This window comes from candidate division WOR-3 bacterium (assembly GCA_039803925.1).
Taxonomy (GTDB): domain Bacteria; phylum Hydrothermota; class Hydrothermia; order Hydrothermales; family JAJRUZ01; genus JBCNVI01.
This window is the reverse complement of the sequence record JBDRZL010000022.1, coordinates 1-21,968: the sequence shown is the minus strand read 5'-3', so window position 1 is coordinate 21,968 and position 21,968 is coordinate 1. Positions and strand designations below refer to the sequence as shown.

22 protein-coding genes are annotated in these 21,968 nt (G+C 31.0%); 11 read left to right on the top strand and 11 right to left on the bottom strand.

What is annotated here, in order from left to right; translation table 11 throughout:
- The first annotated feature begins 48 nt into the window (after nucleotides 1-48).
- Together ABIN17_08315 and glgC are read left to right on the top strand one after the other, a co-directional pair.
- On the top strand, nucleotides 49-1,482 hold the full coding sequence (locus tag ABIN17_08315) for a glycogen/starch synthase (GenBank protein ID MEO0285054.1): 1,434 nt from the start codon (nucleotides 49-51) through the stop codon (nucleotides 1,480-1,482).
- Nucleotides 1,469-2,698 carry a glucose-1-phosphate adenylyltransferase gene (glgC, locus tag ABIN17_08310; protein ID MEO0285053.1) on the top strand — a complete coding sequence of 410 codons (1,230 nt, stop codon included), beginning with the start codon at nucleotides 1,469-1,471 and terminating at the stop codon, nucleotides 2,696-2,698. Before ABIN17_08315 ends, glgC begins: the two co-directional genes overlap by 14 nt.
- Nucleotides 2,699-2,722: 24 nt before the next feature.
- Here the strand turns inward: glgC and ABIN17_08305 are convergent, their stop codons facing one another.
- Nucleotides 2,723-4,480, bottom strand: coding sequence for a V-type ATP synthase subunit A (locus ABIN17_08305; GenBank protein ID MEO0285052.1), 1,758 nt, complete (start codon nucleotides 4,478-4,480; stop codon nucleotides 2,723-2,725).
- 613 nt (nucleotides 4,481-5,093) lie between these two features.
- Between ABIN17_08305 and ABIN17_08300 the strand changes: the two genes are divergently transcribed.
- Nucleotides 5,094-6,923: a T9SS type A sorting domain-containing protein gene (locus ABIN17_08300; protein ID MEO0285051.1), complete on the top strand. Its 1,830-nt coding sequence runs from the start codon at nucleotides 5,094-5,096 to the stop codon at nucleotides 6,921-6,923.
- 62 nt (nucleotides 6,924-6,985) lie between these two features.
- Here ABIN17_08300 and ABIN17_08295 read toward each other — a convergent pair whose 3' ends face one another.
- The 10 genes from ABIN17_08295 to ABIN17_08250 form a co-directional block, all read right to left on the bottom strand.
- Entirely contained in the window at nucleotides 6,986-8,281 is a 1,296-nt protein-coding gene (locus ABIN17_08295) for an acetyl-CoA hydrolase/transferase C-terminal domain-containing protein (protein MEO0285050.1), read from the bottom strand.
- Nucleotides 8,282-8,295: 14 nt separating this feature from the next.
- Nucleotides 8,296-9,405: an alanine dehydrogenase gene (locus ABIN17_08290; GenBank protein MEO0285049.1), complete on the bottom strand. Its 1,110-nt coding sequence runs from the start codon at nucleotides 9,403-9,405 to the stop codon at nucleotides 8,296-8,298.
- Nucleotides 9,406-9,439: 34 nt separating this feature from the next.
- A complete protein-coding gene (locus ABIN17_08285; protein ID MEO0285048.1) occupies nucleotides 9,440-10,771 on the bottom strand; it encodes a potassium transporter TrkG in 1,332 nt (443 codons plus the stop codon).
- Nucleotides 10,764-11,114: a 50S ribosomal protein L17 gene (gene rplQ / locus ABIN17_08280; GenBank protein MEO0285047.1), complete on the bottom strand. Its 351-nt coding sequence runs from the start codon at nucleotides 11,112-11,114 to the stop codon at nucleotides 10,764-10,766. The genes ABIN17_08285 and rplQ overlap by 8 nt, the downstream gene beginning before the upstream one ends.
- A gap of 9 nt (nucleotides 11,115-11,123) precedes the next feature.
- Entirely contained in the window at nucleotides 11,124-12,125 is a 1,002-nt protein-coding gene (locus ABIN17_08275) for a DNA-directed RNA polymerase subunit alpha (protein MEO0285046.1), read from the bottom strand.
- Nucleotides 12,126-12,160: 35 nt separating this feature from the next.
- Entirely contained in the window at nucleotides 12,161-12,790 is a 630-nt protein-coding gene (gene rpsD, locus ABIN17_08270) for a 30S ribosomal protein S4 (GenBank protein ID MEO0285045.1), read from the bottom strand.
- Complete coding sequence (gene rpsK, locus ABIN17_08265) at nucleotides 12,791-13,177, bottom strand: 30S ribosomal protein S11 (protein ID MEO0285044.1); 387 nt, start codon at nucleotides 13,175-13,177, stop codon at nucleotides 12,791-12,793.
- Entirely contained in the window at nucleotides 13,177-13,557 is a 381-nt protein-coding gene (rpsM, locus tag ABIN17_08260) for a 30S ribosomal protein S13 (GenBank protein ID MEO0285043.1), read from the bottom strand. The genes rpsK and rpsM overlap by 1 nt, the downstream gene beginning before the upstream one ends.
- A gap of 3 nt (nucleotides 13,558-13,560) precedes the next feature.
- Nucleotides 13,561-13,674 (bottom strand): 50S ribosomal protein L36, encoded by a 114-nt coding sequence (gene rpmJ, locus ABIN17_08255; GenBank protein MEO0285042.1) that lies wholly within the window; start codon nucleotides 13,672-13,674, stop codon nucleotides 13,561-13,563.
- Nucleotides 13,675-13,752: 78 nt separating this feature from the next.
- Complete coding sequence (locus ABIN17_08250) at nucleotides 13,753-14,781, bottom strand: PorV/PorQ family protein (protein ID MEO0285041.1); 1,029 nt, start codon at nucleotides 14,779-14,781, stop codon at nucleotides 13,753-13,755.
- A gap of 50 nt (nucleotides 14,782-14,831) precedes the next feature.
- On the opposite strand from ABIN17_08250, the gene ABIN17_08245 reads away from it, so the two are divergent.
- From ABIN17_08245 to ABIN17_08210, 8 genes are read left to right on the top strand one after another with little or no spacing between them, the layout of a single operon-like run.
- Entirely contained in the window at nucleotides 14,832-15,605 is a 774-nt protein-coding gene (locus ABIN17_08245) for an SAM-dependent chlorinase/fluorinase (GenBank protein MEO0285040.1), read from the top strand.
- A 15-nt stretch (nucleotides 15,606-15,620) separates the two neighbouring features.
- The gene (locus ABIN17_08240) at nucleotides 15,621-16,763 is read left to right on the top strand and encodes an aminotransferase class I/II-fold pyridoxal phosphate-dependent enzyme (protein MEO0285039.1); all 1,143 of its coding nucleotides are present in this window, start codon (nucleotides 15,621-15,623) and stop codon (nucleotides 16,761-16,763) included.
- Complete coding sequence (locus ABIN17_08235) at nucleotides 16,756-17,949, top strand: aspartate kinase (protein MEO0285038.1); 1,194 nt, start codon at nucleotides 16,756-16,758, stop codon at nucleotides 17,947-17,949. Before ABIN17_08240 ends, ABIN17_08235 begins: the two co-directional genes overlap by 8 nt.
- Nucleotides 17,931-19,244, top strand: coding sequence for a thymidine phosphorylase (locus tag ABIN17_08230; GenBank protein ID MEO0285037.1), 1,314 nt, complete (start codon nucleotides 17,931-17,933; stop codon nucleotides 19,242-19,244). Before ABIN17_08235 ends, ABIN17_08230 begins: the two co-directional genes overlap by 19 nt.
- Before the next feature lies 1 nt (nucleotide 19,245).
- Nucleotides 19,246-19,908, top strand: coding sequence for a rhomboid family intramembrane serine protease (locus ABIN17_08225; protein ID MEO0285036.1), 663 nt, complete (start codon nucleotides 19,246-19,248; stop codon nucleotides 19,906-19,908).
- A 4-nt stretch (nucleotides 19,909-19,912) separates the two neighbouring features.
- The gene (locus tag ABIN17_08220; GenBank protein MEO0285035.1) at nucleotides 19,913-20,371 is read left to right on the top strand and encodes a rhodanese-like domain-containing protein; all 459 of its coding nucleotides are present in this window, start codon (nucleotides 19,913-19,915) and stop codon (nucleotides 20,369-20,371) included.
- On the top strand, nucleotides 20,337-20,807 hold the full coding sequence (locus ABIN17_08215) for a MauE/DoxX family redox-associated membrane protein (GenBank protein MEO0285034.1): 471 nt from the start codon (nucleotides 20,337-20,339) through the stop codon (nucleotides 20,805-20,807). Before ABIN17_08220 ends, ABIN17_08215 begins: the two co-directional genes overlap by 35 nt.
- Nucleotides 20,808-20,828: 21 nt before the next feature.
- Nucleotides 20,829-21,527 carry a sugar phosphate nucleotidyltransferase gene (locus ABIN17_08210; protein ID MEO0285033.1) on the top strand — a complete coding sequence of 233 codons (699 nt, stop codon included), beginning with the start codon at nucleotides 20,829-20,831 and terminating at the stop codon, nucleotides 21,525-21,527.
- Nucleotides 21,528-21,968: the final 441 nt, after the last annotated feature.

Below are 21,968 nucleotides of genomic sequence, written 5' to 3'. Positions count from 1 at the left end.
TTTGAAAAAATAAAAAGTGTTAAATATAATATTAAAAATTTTTATAAAATGAAAATTGCCTATTTCTCTGCAGAAGTCTATCCTTTTTCAAAAGTTGGTGGACTTGCCGATGTAGCGGGTTCACTCCCTGTTTTTATAAAAAATAAAGGAATAAACATAATAGTTTTATCACCTTATTATTCAAAATTTATTAAAGAAAAAAAATTTGAAATCAAGGAAAAAGTAGAACTGAAGATAGAATTTGATAACAAAGATTTAACAACAGAATGGATTCATATTTCCTATAAAAATGTTTCCTTTTATCTTTTAAAATATGAGGAATATTTTGGAAAAGATTATATTTATGTGCCCTCATCAGGTGAAGATGAAAAACAGTATAAGAGATTCGCTCTATTTTCTTATTCATCCCTTTTATTTTTAAAAAAAATTAACTTTAAACCCGATATAATTCATATAAATGACTGGCACACTTCTTTTATACCCCTATATATTAAAAGAAAATTTAATAGTGATGAATTTTTTAAAGAAACAAAAATTTTGCTTACAATTCATAATCTTTCTTATCAGGGAATTTATGAAAAAAAAGTTTTGAAAGAAATTGGATTTGATGAAGAAATAAAAGAAATAGAAGGTAATGAAAATGTTAATTTCTTAAAAGTAGGAATTTTATTTTCTGATTATATAAATACAGTAAGTAAAAGTTATTCTGAGGAAATACTAACTCCTCAGTTTGGCTGCGGACTTGATGAAATTTTAAAAAGTAAAAAAAATAGAATTTATGGAATATTAAACGGTATAGATTACGAGGAATGGAATCCAGAGAAAGATAAGGATATTTATAAAAATTATAGTATCAAAGATTTTAAAGAAGGAAAAGAAATAAATAAGAAAAAATTAAGAGAGGAACTCAATCTAAAAGATGATGAGTCAATTTTAATAGGAATGGTATCAAGATTAACCTATCAAAAGGGGATAGATTTACTTATTGAATCTTTTAATGAATTTTTTAAAAGAGACCTTCAATTTATTTTACTTGCAACTGGAGAAAAGAGATATGAAGACAAAGTAAAAGAATTTGAAATTAAATATAAAGAAAAATTCAGGTTTTTACCAAAATTTGATTTAATCCTTGCCAAAAAAATTTATGCAGGTTCAGATCTTTTCTTAATTCCATCTATATTTGAACCCTGTGGTCTTACGCAAATGATATCAATGAGATTTGGAACAATTCCTTTTGGTTTTAAAACAGGGGGGTTAAAAGATTCAATCATAGATTATGAAGAAGGAGGATGCGGTTTTTTGTTTGATGAATATAAAAAAGAAAAGTTTATCGAAAAACTTGATAAAGTTATTTTAGTTTTTAAAGATAAAGAAAAATGGTACAAATTAATAGAAGAATGTATGAAAAAAGATTTTTCATGGGAAAATTCTGCGAAGGAGTATATAAAATTATATGAAAGAATAAAATATGAGGGAGTTTAATCATTTAAAAATAATTACACTTATTTTAGCAGGAGGAAAGGGTGAAAGACTTTACCCTTTAACAAAATTCAGAACAAAACCAGCAGTTCCTTTTGGTGGAAAATATAGAATTATTGATTTTGTGCTTTCCAATCTAACAAATTCGGGTTTCCTTTCCATATATGTTTTAACACAGTATAAGGCACAGAGTTTAACAGAACATATTGAGCAAGGTTGGCAGCTTGGAAGTGCTTTAAGAAGAAGGAATTTCTTTATAACAATTGCTCCTGCACAGATGTGGATGGGTGAAGAGTGGTATAAAGGAACAGCAGATGCTGTTTATCAAAATTTTCATTTACTTTCAAACTTTGACCCTGATATAGTTCTTGTTTTTGCAGCTGATCATATTTATAAGATGGATGTTTCGCAAATGTTAAAATTTCACCTTGAAAAAGATGCAGATTTTACAGTATGTGGTATTCCTGTTACAACTCAAGATATATCTCATTATGGAATAATATGCTCTGATAATGAAAACAGAGTGTGTGGATTCTGGGAAAAGCCGAAAACTTTACCCTCTGAAGTAAAAGATAAAAAATTATTTATATCTATGGGTAATTATATTTTTAAAAGGGAATTTCTTGAAGAAATCTTAATTGAAGATTCAAAAGATGAAAAAAGTTCTCACGATTTTGGTAAAGATATTTTGCCCAAAGTTTACAAAAATTTAAGGGTATTTATATATGATTTCTCAAAAAACAAAATAAGAGGTGAAGAAACTCACTACTGGCGTGATGTAGGAACAATAAAGGAATATTATGAAGCAAACATGGATTTGTTAAAAATTCCTCCTCCTTTAAATTTATGGAATCCACATTGGACAATAGGAACTGTAAGTTTTAAAGATCCACCTTGCTTTATAGAAAAAAATGCAGAAGTTTATAATTCAATAATTGCAGAGGGAACAAGAATATTTAAAGGTGCAAGAGTTATAAATTCAATAATTGGAAGGAATTGTATTATTGAAGAAAATGCTATTATTGAAGATTCAATAATTCATTATGGAGTAAAAATAAGAAAAAAAAGTATTGTTAAAAATTGTATAATTGATAAATTTGTTGAAATTGAAAAAGAAACTAATGTTTGGGAAGATAAAAAAGAAAATTATGAAATAAGGGATAACATTCTAATAATTCCATCACCTCCACCCTCTATGAGAATTGGTAAAATTCCTTAAATAATGGGGTCTTTATAAAGATAACTAAAGGGCTACTTTTTCTTTTAACAGAAGATTTTCGATTTCTTTATCAACTAACTCCTTTTCTGTTTTAAATTCTTCAATGGGTTTTTCCTTTAACCTTATAATTCTATCAATAAGTTCAGGATTTAAAATTTTCTCAATTTCTATTTCTTCTTTTAATGCTTTTTCACCTGTATTAAAGAACTTTTGAATTACTTTCATCATACCATACTGTTTTTCAAGGGGACAGGTGTAATCCACTTCATCAAAGGCACTCTGCTGTAAGAATCCATCCCTTATTATTCTTCCAGTTTCAAGTAATAACCTTTCATGATCTTCAAGAGCATCAGGACCTACAAGCTGAACAATTTCTTCAAGTTCAGCATTTTTCTGTAAAACTTCTCCTGCCCATCTTCTTAACTCAGGGAAATCAGAGGCAACATTTTCCCTGAACCATTTTTCCATTAGTTCAAAATAAAGGGTATATGACCTTAACCAGTTTATAGCTGGATAATGTCTTCTATATGCAAGTGAAGTATCAAGTGCCCATAAAGCTCCTACAACTCTCAATGTGCTCTGGGTAACAGGTTCAGAAAAATCTCCACCAGGAGGGGATACAGCACCTACAGCAGTAACTGAACCTTCATATTCATCACCTGCAAGTGGAATAACCCTACCTGTTCTTTCATAAAAAGCAGCAAGTTTTGCAGCAAGATAGGGTGGATAACCCTCTTCTCCAGGCATTTCTTCAAGTCTTGAAGATATTTCCCTTAAAGCTTCTGCCCATCTTGAAGTTGAGTCTGCAAGCAATAAAACATTATAACCCATGTCTCTATAATACTCAGCGAGGGTTATTCCAACATAAATTGATGCCTCTCTTGCTGCAACTGGCATATTTGATGTATTTACAACTAAAATAGTTCTATCCATAAGTGGAGCACCCTTATGGAAGGGATCATCAAGTTCAGGGAATTCAATGAGGACTTCGGTCATCTCATTGCCTCTCTCTCCACAACCAATATATATAACAACTTCAACTAGAGAACATTTTGCAAGTGTCTGCTCTGTAACAGTTTTTCCAGTTCCAAAACCACCGGGTATGGCAGCATTTCCCCCAAGAGCAATAGGAAAGAAAAAGTCAAGAACCCTCTGTCCTGTTATTAAGGGTTTCTCAGGTCCCAATCTTTTTCTAAAAGGTCTTGGAACTCTAACTGGCCACCTGTGATAAAGTTTTAATTCAGTTCCATCTTCAAGAATACATACAACATCTTCAACTGTAAAAGAACCACTTTTAATTTCCTTAATTCTTGAAGGCTTGACATTGGGTGGAACTAAAATTCTATGTCTTATACTCTGTGTCTCCTGTACCTCTCCTATTATTCTTCCTGGCCAAACTTCGTCTCCCTTTTTCAATAAAGGCTCAAAATTCCATTTTTTATTTCTATCAAGGGCATTTGCAACAACACCTCTTTTAATAAAATCTCCAACCTTATCTCTTAGAACCTGCAAGGGTCTTTGAACACCATCAAAAGCTGTGGTAAGTAAACCTGGACCAAGTTCTACAGATAAAGATTCTCCAGTTCTTTCAACAGGTTCACCTACAAAAAGTCCTGAAGTATCTTCATAAACCTGAATAAAGGCAAGGTCTTCCTTAAGTCTTATAATTTCTCCTACAAGACCTTCCTTTCCAACTCTAACAATTTCATTCATTCTTGCACCACGCATATTTTTAGCAACTACGAGAGCACCCGAAATTCTTGTAATTACAGGTTTTTCCATAGATTAACCTCCTTTATTTTTATTAAATAAAACTTATTATAATCTTTTTATATTTTAAAGTTCAATTTTGAAAACAAGTTTAAAAATTTCTTATTTTAAAAGAGGAGATTGATAAAATAATGGAGGAATATAAAAATTATGAATTGAAAAAAATAAAGTGCTTTTAATCCCTGAGGGGGGCTCTGATGAACTCGGATCATGGGGATATGTAGAAGCATTCTATGAAATGAAAAAATTTATATTGAAAAATAAAATTGATTCAATTCTCTGTGCTCTTTGCTAAGGTGGAACATACACAGGTTTATTTTTCGGGAAAAAATATTAAATCTTGATGTAAAAATTTAAGGAATAATTCTTGACCCTGTATATACAGGAAAGGCTTTTTATGGATTTTTAAATGAAAGGAAAAATTATAATAAACTTTTTTTAAACACAGGAGAAATTTTCAGCATATTCACCTTTAAAGAATATTTTTAAAAAATGTGATCCAAATCACTTGTAATTTTTAAAAAATCATTATATAATTTAAAATAACCATCTCTAAAAGCTCCTAATTATTGGGGGGGTACTTAGAGATGAGGGTCCGAGTCCCTATAAAATAAAGGAGTTTAGTATGTATAAATTAATTCCAATAACCTTATTATCACTATTTCTACTTGGATTCACTGAAAAAGAAATCACAGGAGAAGTTGTAATACAAAATCCTCAAAAAAAAGAAAATATCAAAATTCCACAGAACTTCAACCCTGAAAGTGCTAATATAGAACTCATAAATGCAAGAGAATCTGGAAATAAAGAACTCGCTGGTGAGTTATCAAAATATATACATGAATGGTGGAAGATGAATAGAGAGAAAAACTATTCACCTATAACCTGTGGATTTAACCCTGAACCAGGCAAAAATTTAAAGGAAGAAAATTCAAACTTTAACCAGATTATTCTGAAATGGGGAAATGATGTGAGAATTGATCCAAGAAATGGAGTAAACGATGTTAAAATAACCTCCCTTTCAACAGGTGAACTCTATACAATTTCGAAATATTTTGATGGGACAAATTACCATGTTATAGTTCACAGATCCACTGATAATGGAGAAACATGGAATATTTATTGGGATAATACTTTTTCAACAGGGTATAGCATCACTTCACCCAGCATCTTAGCAGTTAATGATACCCTTGTTTTATGGTACATTTTAATCCAAAACGATACTCTGTATAGAACATGGTTTATAACTGCTTTACCAGGAAATTCTTTCAATCCGATATCCTTTGGTTCTCCCACAGGAGGATTTAATGACAATGTTATATATAGAAATCTTGACTTTACAACAGATGCAGCAATTTTTGGAATATATGAATGGAACTATGCTACCTGGGTTGAATATTATTATGTAGGAACGGATTCAACAAGTGTGATGTTTGCAAGATCAAATGAACTGAATGTCTCAAACTGGGAATTAGGTCCTGTTAAGGTAATGAAAACCTCCGGGGATAATATATATTATTATCACTCTAAAATTTCTTTTGGTGCCCCTCATAGACTATGGATTATTGCCCCCATACATCCATACGGGTATCCCAATATTTATGATGAGTGTATCGGGGGTGTTTATAGTGATAACTATGGGGCTTCCTGGACTCCAAGCAACCCCTTTAATCCATTATGGATAACTCCTTTCAATGACCATTACGATGATTTTGAGTGTGATTTAGCTGCATCCTATATTGATTCAAACTGGGTAATTTTAGTTACAAGAACAGATACAGGTTTACTTCATTTTCAAGACCTAGATCTTCACAACCACTATTCAACAAATGGAGGGAATACATGGAATTTTCAGGGATGGGTAACTTTTGATCTTAATTTTAGTCCTGATGTTTATGTTGATAATTCAAGCACTGCCTTTTATGCTGTTTTCAGAAAAGATATCCCTTCAGGCCCATATGAAGAAGTAAGACTTAAAATAGGTAATATAAATGACCCCTCATCCTGGACTGATTCATATCTTAATATAATAAACGATGATAGTACTGACGACTTAAGTGATGCTTTAGGCCCCTATGTAAGTTATAACCCTTCCACAAATGAGCCTGTTGTAGTATGGACAAGTTTTGAAGGTTCTACTTACAGTATATGGTTTGATGCTCAAACAAGAGTTAAGATTTCTGAGAGAATTATAAATGAAAGAAAAGAAACTACACTTATACCAAGTATTGGAAAAAATAATTTAAAAATTTCTTTCAATATACCTAACCCTTCAAATGTTGAAATAAATATCTATTCCCCTGATGGAAGAATTGTAAAAAATATTCTTAACTCAAAGCTTAATAAAGGTAATTACACCTATAACATAAAGAACACATTGAGAAGTGGCAAATACTTTCTAAAACTTGAAACTGAGAATACAAAGCTTTCTATACCCTTAATTATTGTTAAATAATTCTGTAGATTTACTCTGGAAAAATATAGGGGGGAGGTGGTTTAAAAACTATCTCCCCTCTTTTATTTTAAAAGTTTTCTTTCAAAGGCTTCCTTTTCCAGTTGTTCCCTAAAATCAGGATGGGCAATTTCTATTAAAGCCTTTGCCCTTTCTCTTAATGACTTTCCCCACAATTCAGCAATACCGTATTCTGTTACTACATACCTTACATCAGCTCTTGTAGTGACAACTCCTGCACCCTCCCTCAATTTAGATACAATTTTTGATACTTTTCCACCCTTTGCTGTTGAAGGAATTGCTATGATGGGTTTTCCATTTTTACTCCATCCTGCTCCCCTTATAAAATCAACCTGTCCACCAAAACCTGAATAAATGTATGTTCCAATGGAATCTGAACAAACCTGACCCGTCAAATCAATCTCAATTGCTGAATTGATAGCAACCATATTATCATTTCTTGCAATAATAAAAGGATGATTAACATAATCACAGGGATGAAGTTCAAAAATAGGATTATTATGGCAAAAATTGTAAAGATCTTCAGAACCAAATATAAAAGTTCCAATAACTTTCCCTGGATGTAAAGTCTTTCTCGCACCTGTAATGGTTCCATCAAGAATTCTCTCCATTATTCCATCAGAAATCATTTCAGTGTGAATACCAAGATCCTTTTTACCTTTTATAAATTTCAAAACTGCATTTGGTATACCACCTATTCCAACCTGCAAAGTAGAACCATCATCAATTAAATCTACAATATATCTTGCAATTTTTTCCTCTGTTTCTGTGGGTTCTATTTTAGGAAGAGTATATAAATTTTCATCAATTTCACAAAGAGCTGTTATCTTTGATATATGAACAAAACAATCTCCAAGTGTTCTGGGCATACTCCTATTTACCTGAGCTAAAACCTTTTTAGCACTCTGTATAGCAGCCTTTGTTGCAATAACTTCAACACCGAGACTCAAAAATCCGTGCTCATCAGGTGGAGAAGTGTGAATTATAGCAACATCAATATTAATCTTACCTTCCCTTATCAAAACAGGAATTTCATGCAAATGACAGGGAATATACTCAGCATTGCCCTCATTCACAGATTCTCTATCAGCAGGTCCAACAAAAAGAGATTTATGTATAAAATTTTCATAAGTTCCATACTTTTTAAAAGGGTCTTCTCCTGCCTGTAATACATGATAAACTTTAACATTTTCAAGATCTTTTCTTCTTGCAAGAAAATCAAGCAAAAAACTGGGAGTAGCTGCATTTCCAGAGACAAATACTGAATCTCCAGATTTTATGAGTGAAATAATCTCTTCAGGACTTTTTTTCTTTTCGTGATACATTTTTAGAAGACTCATAAAAATCCCCTCCTTTATAAAACAGGATAACCTTCACTCCATGGATGTTTCCTTGTAAACTTTCCTTTAAAGGTATAACAACCATTCCATAGAGCTTTATTTTCTTTTATATATTCAATTCCATTTTTAACAATTTCTTTTAAATATGGAATTAAAGCATTGGAAAGAGCATGTGAAGCAGTTCTTGCTACAAAAGAAGGCACATTGGGAACACAAAAATGAATAACACCGAATTCTTTGTAAACAAAACTTTCTGTTGGTGTAAGTCTTGATGTCTCACATGCACCTCCCTGGTCTATAGAAAAATCAATTATAACAGAACCGCTTCTCATAGATTTAACCATATCCCTTGTAACAATTTTTGGTGCTTTCTCTCCTGGAACAAGAATAGATAAAATAAGAACATCAGCAAATTTAACAAATTTAGAAATATTTTCGTATGTTGCAATAGCAGTAACTACTCTTCCCCCGAAAATTTCATCTATTTTTTCCAGTTTACTTTTTGAAATGTCAAGCATATAAACTGAAGCACCCAATCCCAAAAAAGACCTTGCAGCATAAGTTCCAAGAGTTCCAGCACCTATTATAACAACATCAGCAGGAGGTATCCCTGGAATCCCACCTAAAAGAATTCCGAGCCCACCCTTTTCTGTCTCAAGCAATCTACCTGCAATCTGGGGAGCGAGTTTACCGGCTATTTCACTTGAAACCCTTAAAATTGGCAAAGTTCCATCTTCTTCCTGAATTATTTCATAACCAATAGATGTAATCTTCTTTTCAACAAAAACATCACATATAGTTTTTGGTTTCACAGCAAGATGCAAAAATCCAAAAATTACATGATTTTCTTTCAAAAGTGAAAGTTCACTTTCGAAAGGCTGGTTTATTCCTAAGATAATATCAGACCTTAAAAAAACTTCTTCCTTTGAATATACTATTTGTGCACCTTTTTCTTTATACTCTTCATCAGTAAAACCAGCACCTTCTCCTGCTTTGCTCTCTAAGTAAATTTCAGCTCCAAGATCAATTAACTCTTTACAGCCTGGAGGAGAAAGAGACACTCTTTTCTCATAAATATTACCCTCTCTTTCCGATAAGGGAATACCTATTATTATTCTATCCATAAACACCCTCCTTTAAAAAGAGGGGGTTGAACCCTCAAACAATTAAAAGTTCACCTTTTGGATAACTCTTCAAACTTTTTTTCCTTGTAACCAGAATACTCCAAATAGTAAATACACCTATTCTTCCAATAATCATAAGAAAAATTATTACTAATTTTGAAAAAGGAGAGAAATCAGCAGATAAGCTTAAATTCGGATAAATTTTGGATCCCAAAGATAGACCTACAGTTGAAAGAGCAGAAATAACTTCAAAAAGTACTCCTGTAAAGTCAAATCTATTTCCTTCTAAAATTAAAATTAGAAAAAGACAAAGGCCTGCAATAAAAATATAAAGGGAAAATATCATTAAGGACTCAATAAGTAAATTATTTTCAATTCTCCTTTTTGATAAATAAACTTCTTCTTCTCCTCTAAATATACTCCTTAAAAAAGCCGCCAAAATTGCAAAATTGGTAGTTTTCACTCCTCCTGCAGTTCCACCAGGGGAACCACCTACTATCATTAAAAAAATTATAATTAAAATTGTTGATATTGAAAAATTTGAAATATTCAAAGCATTAAATCCTGCTGTCCTTGGAGTTGTTACATGAAAAATTGAGTTTATAATCTTTAATAAAACATTAAAATTCTTTAAAGAATTATTCCACTCAATTATTAAAAAAATTATACTAAAAAATAAAATAAGGAATAATGTGGTTTTAATAACAACTTTTGAGTGATAGGATACGGATTTTCTTTTTCTAAGGAAATTATAAATATCATCAAGAACAAAAAAACCGATACCACCTATTATAAAAAGAAAAGAGACAGTCAATAGATAAAATGGGGAATTCCTGTATTTCATTAAATTTTCTGAATAAGAGGAAAATCCAGCATTACAGAAAGCGGAAATACTGTGAAACACACTGTGAAATAATCTATCCTTTCCCTCTGTAAACAAAAAAAGCAAAAGGGAACCTGAAATTTCAATTATAAGGGTATAAATTAAAACTTTTAATATTAGCTCTCTTACAGGGATACCCTTCAAAAAACTCTGAGTTTCTTTTGTTATAACCCTTAAAGTAATAGGAACTCCACCTTTTAAAACAAGGAAAAAATAAGAAAGAAGCGTCATATAACCAAGCCCACCTATCTGTATGAGAAATAGAATAATAAATTTTCCCCATATAGTCCAAAATTTTTCTGTATCCTTAACAATATGACCTGTTACACAAAGAGCAGAGGTAGATGTGAAAAGGGCATCAATAAAATCAAGATTGCCCCTATGGGTAAAAGGCAAAAGCAAAATAAAGGAAAAAAATAAACTTATTAATAAATACCCTGCTAATATTAAAAAATGGGGTTTAAATTTAAAAAAATTATTCAACAAATTCTAAAAGACCTTCTTCCGCACCGTCTCCCTTTCTAAATCCCAGTTTTATAATTCTTGTAAAACCTCCCTTTCTATTCTTAAAATTCTTTGCTATTTCAAAAATTTTAATTGAAGCTTCCTTGTGATTTAAGTAGGAAAATACAAGTCTCCTTGTAGCCTGAGTATCATTTTTCGCAATACTAAGAAGCTTTTCTACAAGTTTTCTTGTTTCCTTCAGCTTAGGAACAGTACTCTTAATTCTTCCTTTTAATACCATACTTATTGCCTGATTTCTTATAAGTGCCTTTCTATGGGAATGAGTTCTCTGTAACTTCCTCCCTTTTTTTAGATGTCTCATATTTCCCTCCTATTTCTTTATTGGTTTTGAAATCTCCATTCCCAGGTACAAATCAAATTTTTTAAGTTTTTCCTCTATTTCTTCTATTGACTTTTTACCAAGATTTTTAATTTTTAAAAGATCCTCTGACTTTAAAGTAACAAGATCATAAAGCGTTTTAATTCCTTCCTCTTCAAGTGCTTCTGTAACCCTTTTAGATAAATCTAAAAAGGAAATACTCTCATCGAGTATTTCCATATGCTTTTTTGATATTTCTTTTACCTTTTTCTCTTTAACTTCTTTTTTCTCTGTATAAATTTTCTTTAAACTTGAAAGATGTTGAATCATGATTTCCTGAGCCTCAATCAAAGCATCATAGGGAGTTACTGAACCGTCAGTTTCAATATCCAAAAATAACTTTTCAAAGTCAGTCCTGTAATCTACTCTCATATTTTCTATCCAGAAATTTACAAATCTTACTGGTGAAAAATCAGCATCAATGAAAAAGGAATTATGGGGTAATATAGGTTGAAATCCTTTATCAGTTTTTATAAGGTATTTTATCTCTTCAACAGTCAAATAACCCCTGCCACTTGTTACAAATGCCTCAATAGCAAGTTTAGATTTATCAGAAGAAAGTTCAGCTATATGAATTTCTGGATTAAGTATTTTTATCTCAGGTGGTAATCTAAAATCAGCTGCTTTTACTTCTCCTTTTCCCTGCTTTGATAAAACCATGGACTTATATGGAAGATCACCCTCAAATTTTACCCTCACCTTTTTTAAATTCAAAACAATATGAGGAACATCCTCAATAACTCCGTCAATGGTAGAAAATTCATGTAAAACCCCATCTATATGAACTGCAAAAATTGATGAACCTTTTATACTTGAAAGTAAAACTCTCCTCAATGAATTTCCTAAGGTAACTCCATAACCCCTCTCAAGAGGAGAAATCTCAAAAACTCCTTTTTTATCAGTAAGAGTTAAAATTTTTATACTTTCGGGTATTGTTAAATTAACTCTATACATTTTTTCATAATTTTAAAATTAAAGGAATAGAACCTTTATTTAGAATAAAGCTCAACAATAAGACTTTCCTGAATTGGGTAAGTTATATCCTTTTTCTCAGGAAGTCTTAAAACTCTACCTTCAAGTTTATTGGAATCAAATGAAAGCCACTCAGGCAAAACCCTTATATCTTTTCTCTGAAGAGAATATTTAATAAAGGGATTATCTTTAATTTTATCCTTTATGGAAATTACATCACCTTCTTTAACAAGATAGGAAGGTATATCAATCTTTCTACCATTAACAAGTACATGACCATGAGTAACAATCTGCCGTGCCTGTGCTCTTGACATTGCAAATCCAAGCCTATAAATAACATTATCAAGCCTTCTCTCAAGAAGGGAAAGTAAATTTTCTCCAGTATTCCCAGGCATTTTTCTTGCAATTTCAAAATATCTTCTAAACTGTCTCTCAAGAACACCATAAATTCTCTTTGCTTTCTGTTTTTCCCTTAGCTGAAGTCCATAAATTGAAAGCCTTGGTTTTTTCCTTGGTCCATGAAAACCAGGTGGATAAGGTCTCTTTTTTACCGGACACTTATCAGTCAAACATCTTTCACCTTTCAAAAATAGTTGCATCCCTTCTCTTCTACACATCCTGCATTTAGGTCCTGTTATTCTGGCCATTTATACCCTCCTTCTTTTTGGTGGTCTTGTCCCATTATGGGGAATTGGAGTCACATCTTTTATAGCAACAATTTTTAGTCCCTGGGCATGAAGTGTTCTTAAAGCAGCCTCCCTTCCTTGACCTGGACCTTTTAACCTTACTTCAACTTCCTGAATACCAAATTCCTTTACCTTCTTCGCAACATCCTCGGCAGCTTTTGAAGCAGCAAAAGGTGTTCCCTTTCTTGTTCCCTTAAAACCTACTGAACCAGAAGAAGCCCAGCAAAGAGTATCCCCGTTTTCATCAGTAACTGTAATAATAGTATTGTTAAAAGTTGATTGTATATGAACAATAGCGAAACTTAATAATTTCTTTTCCTTCTTTTTTTTTCTTCCTTTTTTAGCCATTATTTTTCACCTCTTCTCTTTAATTTCCTGAAAATATTACCCCTTGGGCCTTTTCTTGTCCTTGCATTATGTCTTGTCCTTTGACCCCTGACAGGCAAACCAAGTTTATGCCTTAATCCACGATAGGAACCTATATCTATAAGCCTCTTTATATTTCTCGAAATTTCCATCCTCAAAGCACCCTCAACTTTTAATCCCTCAATTGCACTCTGTAACTTTCCCACCTCCTCAGGAGTTAAATCCTTTACTTTTTTATCAGGATCAATACCCGTTTCCCTCAGGATCCACTTCGAGTTTGATGGACCAATACCATAAATATAAGTTAAAGCAACCTCAATTTTTTTATTCTTCGGTAAATCAACACCTGCAATTCTTGCCATTATTTATCCCTGCCTCTGTTTATGTTTTGGATTTTCACAAATAACCATTACACGCCCTTTCCGACGTATAATTCTACATTTGGCACAAATTTTTCTTACCGCACTTCTCACTTTCATAGTTTTAAATTTTTTTTAATTTTTTTAAAAGTATTTTTATTATAACACAAAAATTTTAAAAAATCAAGTTTTTTTAAACTAAAAAATATATCTTAAAGAAAACCTGTAATTGTCAGTATCAAAATCATAAATGGGTGAATCCACACCTACATCAAAATAAAATTTACCCAGTTTTACACCACCACCAAACATAGGTCCTTTCCTTACACCTTCAGCATCATGGAAATATCCTATCCTTAGGAAAACAAAGTTATAATAGTTAAACTCAAGACCCACATGTTTCCAAGCTTCCCACCATACATAATTAAAACCCTTTTCATCCCAATCAGCTTTCAAATTAACAAGAATTTTTGTAATATCAGTAGCAAAAATAAATTTTACTGCTTCACTTTCATAAATAGAGAGTGCTAAACCAAGTTTTAAAGTCCTTGGAAGGGGATCCTCTCCGCCACCCTTTCTTGTATACCTTATCCCGGGACCAAAATTTAAAAGGGAAAGCCCCATGGATACAGAAGGCAAAAAGGAGCTTCCCTCCAGTATCACTGATTTATAAAGAAGTCCAAAATCAAAAGCATATGTAATACCTGTTCCTCCTCCACCTGATTCAGGAAAAACTCTTTTAACAAGCCAGTCAGGTGCAAGAAAGGAATAAATAAACTTTGCTCCTATCCCTGTCCCTAAATTTTCAAAAACTTTATATCCATAATTTAAGGTAAGAGCAAAATCAAAATTAACAAAACGGGCTATCGGAGCATCACTTCCCTCAATATATGCCTCTGTCTCTCCTGTTGTTAAATATACAACATTTCCCCCAACTGAACCCATCTCTCCCATAGGTTTTACAAAACCAAAAAATTCATAGTACATATCAGGCCATAACCCAGTTAGCCAGTTTGAATGCTGGAGAGAAACCTCAAAATTTTTAATAAAAGGAAGCCCCCCAGGATTATAAAAAGTACAAGTTGCGTCATCGGAAACAGCAGTAAAAGCAGCTCCCATACCTACTGCTCTTGCTCCTGGGAAAATAGTTAAAAAAACCACAGCAGCATCATTTGCAGAAGAAAAAAGGGATAAAGGGAAAATTAAAAGTAATAAAAATTTTTTCATAATTTCCTCCTTTTTAATTATAATTTAAAAAATTAAAAAAAGCAAGGAAAATGAAATTAATTACAATTATAACTGATTTTGGTTACGATTCCCCCTATATAGGTTCTGTTAAGGCAAAAATTCACTCAATTACCCAAGGAAAAGCCCAGATTATTGATATTTTCCATGAAGTTGAAAAACATAATATTTTATCTGCAATGTACTGGATTTACTATTTATACAGAGATTATCCAGAAGGGACCAGTTTTCTATGTGTTGTTGACCCAACAGTTGGAACAGAAAGAAAGGGAATTTTAGTTGAATTTGAAAAAAGATTTTTTATAGGACCTGACAATGGAATTTTTACCTTATTTATTAAAAAGGGAGGTAAAGTTTATGAACTTCCACCACCTCTTGAAAAAGCTTCACCCACCTTTCATGCAAGAGATTACTTTTCAATATGGGTTTCAAAAATTACCCTCTCCCCTTTTATTATAAGAAATTTAAAAGAATACAGAGAACCTGTTCTATTAGAGATTGAAGAGCCTGTAAAAAGTGAAAAAATAATAAAGGGGCACATGGTTTTAAAAGATAGATTTGGTAACATACTAACAGATATTGAAAACGAATGGATTCAAAATGGAAAAAATTACATTTTAAAGACTAAAAAATTTTTAATAGAAGGACCAAAGAGAACCTATGCAGAAGTCAAAAAGGGAAAACTTATTTTTTTAAAAGGAAGTTTTGGTTTTATTGAAATTGCAGCCAATATGAAAAGTGCCTTTGACATAATTAAACCTCATTTCCCTGAAAAAATTGAAATAAGGGAAAAAGAAAACTTTTGATTCTTAAAATAAATTATGAAATTTTCTAAAAGAATAAAAAAATTTCCTCACTACTTTTTTGAAGAACTTGATAAATTAAAGGAAAAATATAAGGAAAACCTTATTGATATGGGAGTTGGTGATCCTGATATCCCCACACCTGATGAAATTATTGAAATTTTAATTAAAGAAGCCAGAAATCCAGTTTTCCACAGATACCCACCATACCAGGGATACAAATTTCTTAAAGAAGCTATAAAAAACTATTACAAAAAAAGATTTGAAGTTGAATTAAAAGATGAAGAAATACTTGTCTTAATTGGTTCAAAAGAGGGATTAAGCCACCTCGCCTTTGTTATACTTGAAGAGGGAAGTTTTTCCCTTATTCCTGATCCAGCATATCCTGCCTATGAACTTGCTTCAAAAATGGCAGGTGCAAGGGTTCACAAAATGCCTCTTAAAGAAAAAAATTCCTTTTTACCTGATTTTTCCCTTATAGATAGTAAAATTCTTAAAAAAACAAGATTAATGTATTTAAATTATCCAAATAACCCAACAGGTGCAGAAGCAAATATTGAGTTCTTCAAGGATGCAGTTAAACTCTCTAAAAAATATGATTTCTGTCTTGTAAATGACCTCTGTTATGCTGAAATCTATGAAGAAAAAGAACCAATATCCCTTTTACAGATAGGTAAAAAAAACTGTATTGAATTCAACTCCTTATCAAAAACCTTCAATATGACAGGATGGAGAATTGGTTTTGTATGTGGAGATGAAAGAATTATTCAAAACCTTGCGAAATTTAAAACGGTTATTGATAACTGTCAATTTGGTGCAATACAAAAAGCAGCTAGTTATGCCCTTTTAAATTTTGAAAGATTAAATAAACCCATAAGAGAAAAATATAAAGAAAGGAGAAAAAAACTTAAAGATGCTTTAAGAGAAATAAAGATGAAATTTTTTGATTCACAAGCAACCTTTTATATATGGGCAAAACCTGAAGGATTTACAAGTTATGAATTTTCCATAGAATTTCTCAAAAATAAAAAAGTTCTTGTGGTTCCTGGAGAAGGATTTGGAAAAGAGGGAAAAGGGTTTATAAGATTCAGTATCACAATTTCTGATGATAAATTAGATGAAGCATTAAAAAGATTAAAGGAGTTTTATAAAATTGATTAAAGTTTATAAATTTGGTGGAGAAGTTTTAAAAAATATAAAGAGAATTAAACTTGCAGCAGGAGTGATTGAAAAGGAAATAAAAAAAGGAATTAGACCTGTTATTGTAGTTTCAGCAATGGGAGATACAACTGATAAACTTATTGAACTTTCAAAAAAAGTATCAAAAAATCCTGATAAAAGGGAACTTGATATGCTTTTATCAGCAGGAGAGAGAATTTCAATGTCTCTTTTTTCAATGGCTTTAAAGGAAAGAAATATAAATTCAAAATCTCTTACTGGTTCTCAGGCAGGTATTTTAACTGATACAAAACACAGTTCAGCACAGATAATAGAAATAAGGGGAAAGAGAATTCTTGAAACTCTGGAAAGAGGGGAAATTCCTATAATAGCTGGATTCCAGGGAGTAAGTATAGAAAAAGAAGTTACAACACTTGGAAGAGGTGGTTCTGATTTAACAGCAGCAAGTTTAGCAGTGTTTCTAAAAACAAAAGATGTTATATTTTATAAGGATGTTGACGGGATATATGCTTTACCCCCGAAAATTATGAAGAAATCAAAAAAAATTAAGGAAATATCTTTTGAGGAAATGTTATTTTTATCGGAGTATGGTGCAGAAGTTTTAAATCCAAGGGCTGTGGCATTGGGGATGAAGTATAACTTAAAATTTTATGTTAAAAAATTAAACAGAGAGGATTATACAATGATAAAAAATGAGGCAATTGAGACCTCCTATGTTAAGGCAATTGTTATGAAAAAGGGAGTATCTTTACTTTTACTTGAAAAGGCAAAGGAAAATTTCAGAATTCCACAGACAGCAAGCTATTTAAATGAAAAAAATATAAATGTTTTATTTTTTATTCATGGTATAAGGGATGAAAGGGGTGTTGATCTTTCCTTTGCAGTTGAAGTTAAAAAAATAGATAAAGAAGTTATCAAGGAACTAAAAGAACTTTATAATCCATTAAAAATAAAGTTTATGAAAAAAATGGGAATATTAACTCTTGTTGGTTACGGAATAGGGGACTCTCCCTTTATTCTTGAAGAATCAATGAGAGAATTACAGAAAAATAAAATTCATATTTATGCAATATTTTCCTCAAGACCAGGAATAATTTTACTTTTAAAAGAGGAAGACCTTTTAAATTCCTTAAAAATACTTTCAAAAAAATGGAACCTAATATCTTAAGTATAATAGAGAAAAAAAGAGATGGCAAAGCTTTAACAAAAGAAGAAATTGAATTTTTTGTTGAAAAAACAGTAAAGGGTGAAATTCCAGATTACCAGATTTCAGCTCTTTTAATGGCTATTTACTTCCAGGGATTAAATGAAGACGAAACATATTTTCTAACAGAGGCAATGAGGAATTCCGGTAAAACTATTGATATTCTTGGTGTATCACCGCTTCTTGATAAACATTCAACAGGAGGAGTTGGTGATAAAGTATCACTTATCCTTGCTCCTATAATGGCATCCTTAAATGTTTATATACCCATGATTTCAGGACGCTCACTAGGTCATACAGGTGGAACGGTTGATAAATTGGAATCAATTCCTGGTTATAAAACAGATTTAAACATTGAAGAATTTAGAAGAATTGTTAAAAAAGTTGGGTGTTCAATAATAGGTCAATCAGAGGAAATTGCTCCTGCCGATAGAATAATTTATTCAATAAGGGATGTAACAGGAACAGTTCCCTCAATTCCTTTGATAACAGCAAGTATCCTATCAAAGAAACTATCGCTGAATCTTGAGGGAATCATATTTGATGTAAAAATAGGTTCAGGAGCCTTTATGAGAAAATTCGATGATGCAAAAAATCTTGCTGAATCCCTTGTAAGTATATCAAAAAAAATGGGAGTAAATGCAAAATCTTTAATAACTGATATGAATGAACCTCTTGGTTTTATGGTTGGAAATCGGCTTGAAGTTATGGAGACTGTATTTTATTTAAACGGTGCAGAAATAAGGGATTTAGACATTGTTGTAAAAAATCTATGCGCTCATTTACTTTTAATGGCTAAAAAAGTAGATAACCTTGATTCAGGTAAAGAAATGGTTGATAATTTAAGAAAAAATGGAAAAGCCTTAAAAAAGTTTTTTGAAATGATTAAAGAGCATGGAGGGAACACAGAACTTCTTGAATTTTCAAGAATTGATGATTTTATAAAAGTAAAATTTATTGAATTTGTTGAATCTGAAGTTGAAGGTTACATTACAAGAATGGATGCAAAACTTGTTGGAGAGGCAGCGAGAATTTTAGGAGCAGGAAGATTTAAAAAAGAAGATAAAATTGATCCCGTTGCTGGAATTATACTTCATAAAAAAGTTGGCTCTTATGTTAAAAAAGGGGGAAAAATATATGAGATAAGATGTAATGATGAAAGAAAAATTGAAGAGGCAAAAAAAATTTTAAAAAGTTCCCTTGATTTCAGTCTTGATAAACCTGCGGAAAGGACATTAATTTATAAGGTTATAGAATAATATGTTACCTTTAAGAGATAATATACCTTCAAGAAGATTTCCCTTTTGGACTTATGCGATAATAATAACCTCTTTAATAATATTTATTTATGAATTTATTTTACCCGGGGAATCTCAGAAAATCTTTATTTATGAAAACGGATTTATCCCCTATTTATTTTTTAAAGAACCTTTAAAGAGACTCCCCACTTTTATCACTTCAATTTTTATTCACGGAGGTTGGGCCCATTTATTTTTCAATATGCTTTACCTTCATATATTTGGTGACAATGTGGAGGATGTTCTTGGATTTTTCTGGTTTCCGGTATTTTTTATATCTGCTGGAATTGCAGGAATAGTTCTTGAAACAATTTTTAATCCAGGTTTAAAAGTTCCAATGATTGGCGCTTCTGGTGCAATTTCAGGGGTTTTGGGTTTTTATTTTGTCTTATTCCCTTTTGCGAGGATATTAACCTTTGTTACATACTTTTTCTTCTGGGATATAGTACCGATTCCTGCTTTCATATTTCTTGGTTTCTGGATTATAACACAATTTTTTAATGGTTTTTTATCTCTTGGTTACTCCTTTACAAATATTGCTTTTTTTGCTCACATTGGTGGTTTTCTCTTTGGATTTTTTGTTGCAAGATTTTTTATAAAAAGGAGAGTCTTCTTCTTTTTTTAAATAAATGAAATTTATATTACAATCTATTCTAATTTTTTTAATTTCATTTACTTTTGGAATCTTTTTTGCCTTTTATAAAAAAATCCCTCTTTTTCCAGAAAATACAGAAGTTTTCCTTCTTTCAAAAAAGTATCCTGAAATTTCATTTATTGATTCTGAAAAACTTTTAAATTTAATCGGAAGGGATGATATACTTCTTATTGATGCAAGAGAAAGGGAAGAGTATTTAAAAGGGCATATAAAGGCTGCAATAAATATACCTTACCCTGAGTTTTATTCCAATCCATTAAATTTTATTTCAATACTTGATACGGAAAGAAAAATAATTATATACTGTGATGGGGGATTCTGTGAGCTTTCCTTCAAACTTGCCGAACTTTTAAAAGAATTGGGATTTAAAGAAATTACAATTTATACAGGGGGCTTTTATGAATGGAATAAAAAGGGTTATCCCCTTGAATAGATTTTTTATAAATAGAATTTTACTCTTTTTGGTTGAAGTTATCTTAGGAGTTTTATTTATCTATTCAGGATATACCAAATTAAGTAACATTTTTGAATTTTCTTTAACAGTTGCAAAATACGGTATATTACCTATAAAAATCATAAATATATTTTCTTTAACTTTACCCTTTATTGAAATTTTTTCAGGAATTTTTTTAATTATTGGATTTTTAAGGGAAGGTGCATATTTTTCCTTAATTTTTCTTATTTTTATTTTTACCTTAGCAATAATTTATGTAATTATAAATGGAAAGGTATTTGAATGTGGATGTTTTGAAATATTCGGAAGAGAGCCAAAAACAGGCTTTATTTCTCTTTTAAGAAATTTAATAATTTTGCTTTTTCTTCTCTTGGGGTTTAATCTCAGGAAGAAGCTAAAAATATGTTATCATTAATAATAAATAAGGAGAAAAAAAATGAAAGTAAAAGAAAAATTAAAAAAAGCAGTTATTCTCTCAGCAGGAACAGGTGAAAGGTTAAAACCAATTTCCAATAATATTCCAAAGTCACTTTTTAAAATTAAAGGAAAAGAAATATTGCTCAGAAATATAAAAAATCTTGAGGAATTTGTAGAAGAATTTTTAATAGTCGTAAATCCAAAATTTTCAAGAAAATTAAAAGAGTTTGTGGAAAATAACGGGATAAAAGCGAAAATTGTTATAAATGAATACCCTGAGAGAGAAAATGGTTATTCCCTTTACCTTTTAAAGGATTATGTTGAGGAGGGAGAAAAATTTATAGTTCTTATGGGTGATCATATATATGAAAAGGACTTTTTAAAAGAAGCAATTAATGGTGAAGGGCTTATAGTGGATGAGATCGGTAAATATATAGATAAAGATGAAGCTACAAAGGTTTATTATGAAAATGGAAAAGTTATTGAAATAGGTAAAAATATTGAAAGGTTCAATGCTTACGATACAGGTTTTATTATAATTGATAAAAATTTTTTAAAATTTGCAATAGAACTTGAAAAAGAAAAGGAAAAGATAACAATAAGTGAAATAATTAAAAGAGCAAAACTTAATATTTTCCAGGTTTCAGGTTACTTCTGGATTGACCTTGATACTTATGAAGATGTTAAAAAGGCAGTTAATTTTCTAAGAGGGGAATAAAATCACTTCCTCTTAAGTTCTAAATCAACCTCCTTACCTGATTCACAATCAATTTTCACATTATCACAGGGACCTCTTATTACTATTTTATCCTGTGTTATTTCAATGCAGAACTATAATCTGTCAGGGATAGCATAGGAGTACCAAGGAGCATATACAGGAATATAACCTGAATAAAACCTTCCATAGGTTAACCTCCTTTTTTAATTTTAATATAACTTTTAAAAATTTAGAAGTAATGATTAATTTTAATTTTTTAAAAAATTTTTTTTAAATTAATTCTTTAAAGTTTAAAAAATTTTCAGACAATTTTTATTAAAATAAAAGGGATTAAATTGTAACTATTTCCTATATATCTCTTTTATGAAGACATATTGATTTAATAAAAATCCTTTAACTTTAGCAATTCCACTTAGCCACACATTGAACTTACCAGAACCT

What these genes read in the sequence shown, in the direction of transcription:
- ABIN17_08305 (MEO0285052.1), bottom strand. Translation starts at nt 4,480, where the DNA reads ATGGAAAAACCTGTAATTACAAGAATTTCGGGTGCTCTCGTAGTTGCT.
- ABIN17_08300 (MEO0285051.1), top strand. Translation starts at nt 5,094, where the DNA reads ATGTATAAATTAATTCCAATAACCTTATTATCACTATTTCTACTTGGA.
- ABIN17_08240 (MEO0285039.1), top strand. Translation starts at nt 15,621, where the DNA reads ATGAAATTTTCTAAAAGAATAAAAAAATTTCCTCACTACTTTTTTGAA.
- ABIN17_08230 (MEO0285037.1), top strand. Translation starts at nt 17,931, where the DNA reads ATGGAACCTAATATCTTAAGTATAATAGAGAAAAAAAGAGATGGCAAA.
- ABIN17_08250 (MEO0285041.1), bottom strand. Translation starts at nt 14,781, where the DNA reads ATGAAAAAATTTTTATTACTTTTAATTTTCCCTTTATCCCTTTTTTCT.
- rplQ (MEO0285047.1), bottom strand. Translation starts at nt 11,114, where the DNA reads ATGAGACATCTAAAAAAAGGGAGGAAGTTACAGAGAACTCATTCCCAT.
- ABIN17_08225 (MEO0285036.1), top strand. Translation starts at nt 19,246, where the DNA reads ATGTTACCTTTAAGAGATAATATACCTTCAAGAAGATTTCCCTTTTGG.
- rpsK (MEO0285044.1), bottom strand. Translation starts at nt 13,177, where the DNA reads ATGGCTAAAAAAGGAAGAAAAAAAAAGAAGGAAAAGAAATTATTAAGT.
- rpmJ (MEO0285042.1), bottom strand. Translation starts at nt 13,674, where the DNA reads ATGAAAGTGAGAAGTGCGGTAAGAAAAATTTGTGCCAAATGTAGAATT.
- glgC (MEO0285053.1), top strand. Translation starts at nt 1,469, where the DNA reads ATGAGGGAGTTTAATCATTTAAAAATAATTACACTTATTTTAGCAGGA.
- ABIN17_08275 (MEO0285046.1), bottom strand. Translation starts at nt 12,125, where the DNA reads ATGTATAGAGTTAATTTAACAATACCCGAAAGTATAAAAATTTTAACT.
- ABIN17_08245 (MEO0285040.1), top strand. Translation starts at nt 14,832, where the DNA reads ATGAAATTAATTACAATTATAACTGATTTTGGTTACGATTCCCCCTAT.
- ABIN17_08295 (MEO0285050.1), bottom strand. Translation starts at nt 8,281, where the DNA reads ATGAGTCTTCTAAAAATGTATCACGAAAAGAAAAAAAGTCCTGAAGAG.
- rpsM (MEO0285043.1), bottom strand. Translation starts at nt 13,557, where the DNA reads ATGGCAAGAATTGCAGGTGTTGATTTACCGAAGAATAAAAAAATTGAG.
- ABIN17_08215 (MEO0285034.1), top strand. Translation starts at nt 20,337, where the DNA reads ATGAATGGAATAAAAAGGGTTATCCCCTTGAATAGATTTTTTATAAAT.
- ABIN17_08220 (MEO0285035.1), top strand. Translation starts at nt 19,913, where the DNA reads ATGAAATTTATATTACAATCTATTCTAATTTTTTTAATTTCATTTACT.
- rpsD (MEO0285045.1), bottom strand. Translation starts at nt 12,790, where the DNA reads ATGGCCAGAATAACAGGACCTAAATGCAGGATGTGTAGAAGAGAAGGG.
- ABIN17_08315 (MEO0285054.1), top strand. Translation starts at nt 49, where the DNA reads ATGAAAATTGCCTATTTCTCTGCAGAAGTCTATCCTTTTTCAAAAGTT.
- ABIN17_08290 (MEO0285049.1), bottom strand. Translation starts at nt 9,405, where the DNA reads ATGGATAGAATAATAATAGGTATTCCCTTATCGGAAAGAGAGGGTAAT.
- ABIN17_08210 (MEO0285033.1), top strand. Translation starts at nt 20,829, where the DNA reads ATGAAAGTAAAAGAAAAATTAAAAAAAGCAGTTATTCTCTCAGCAGGA.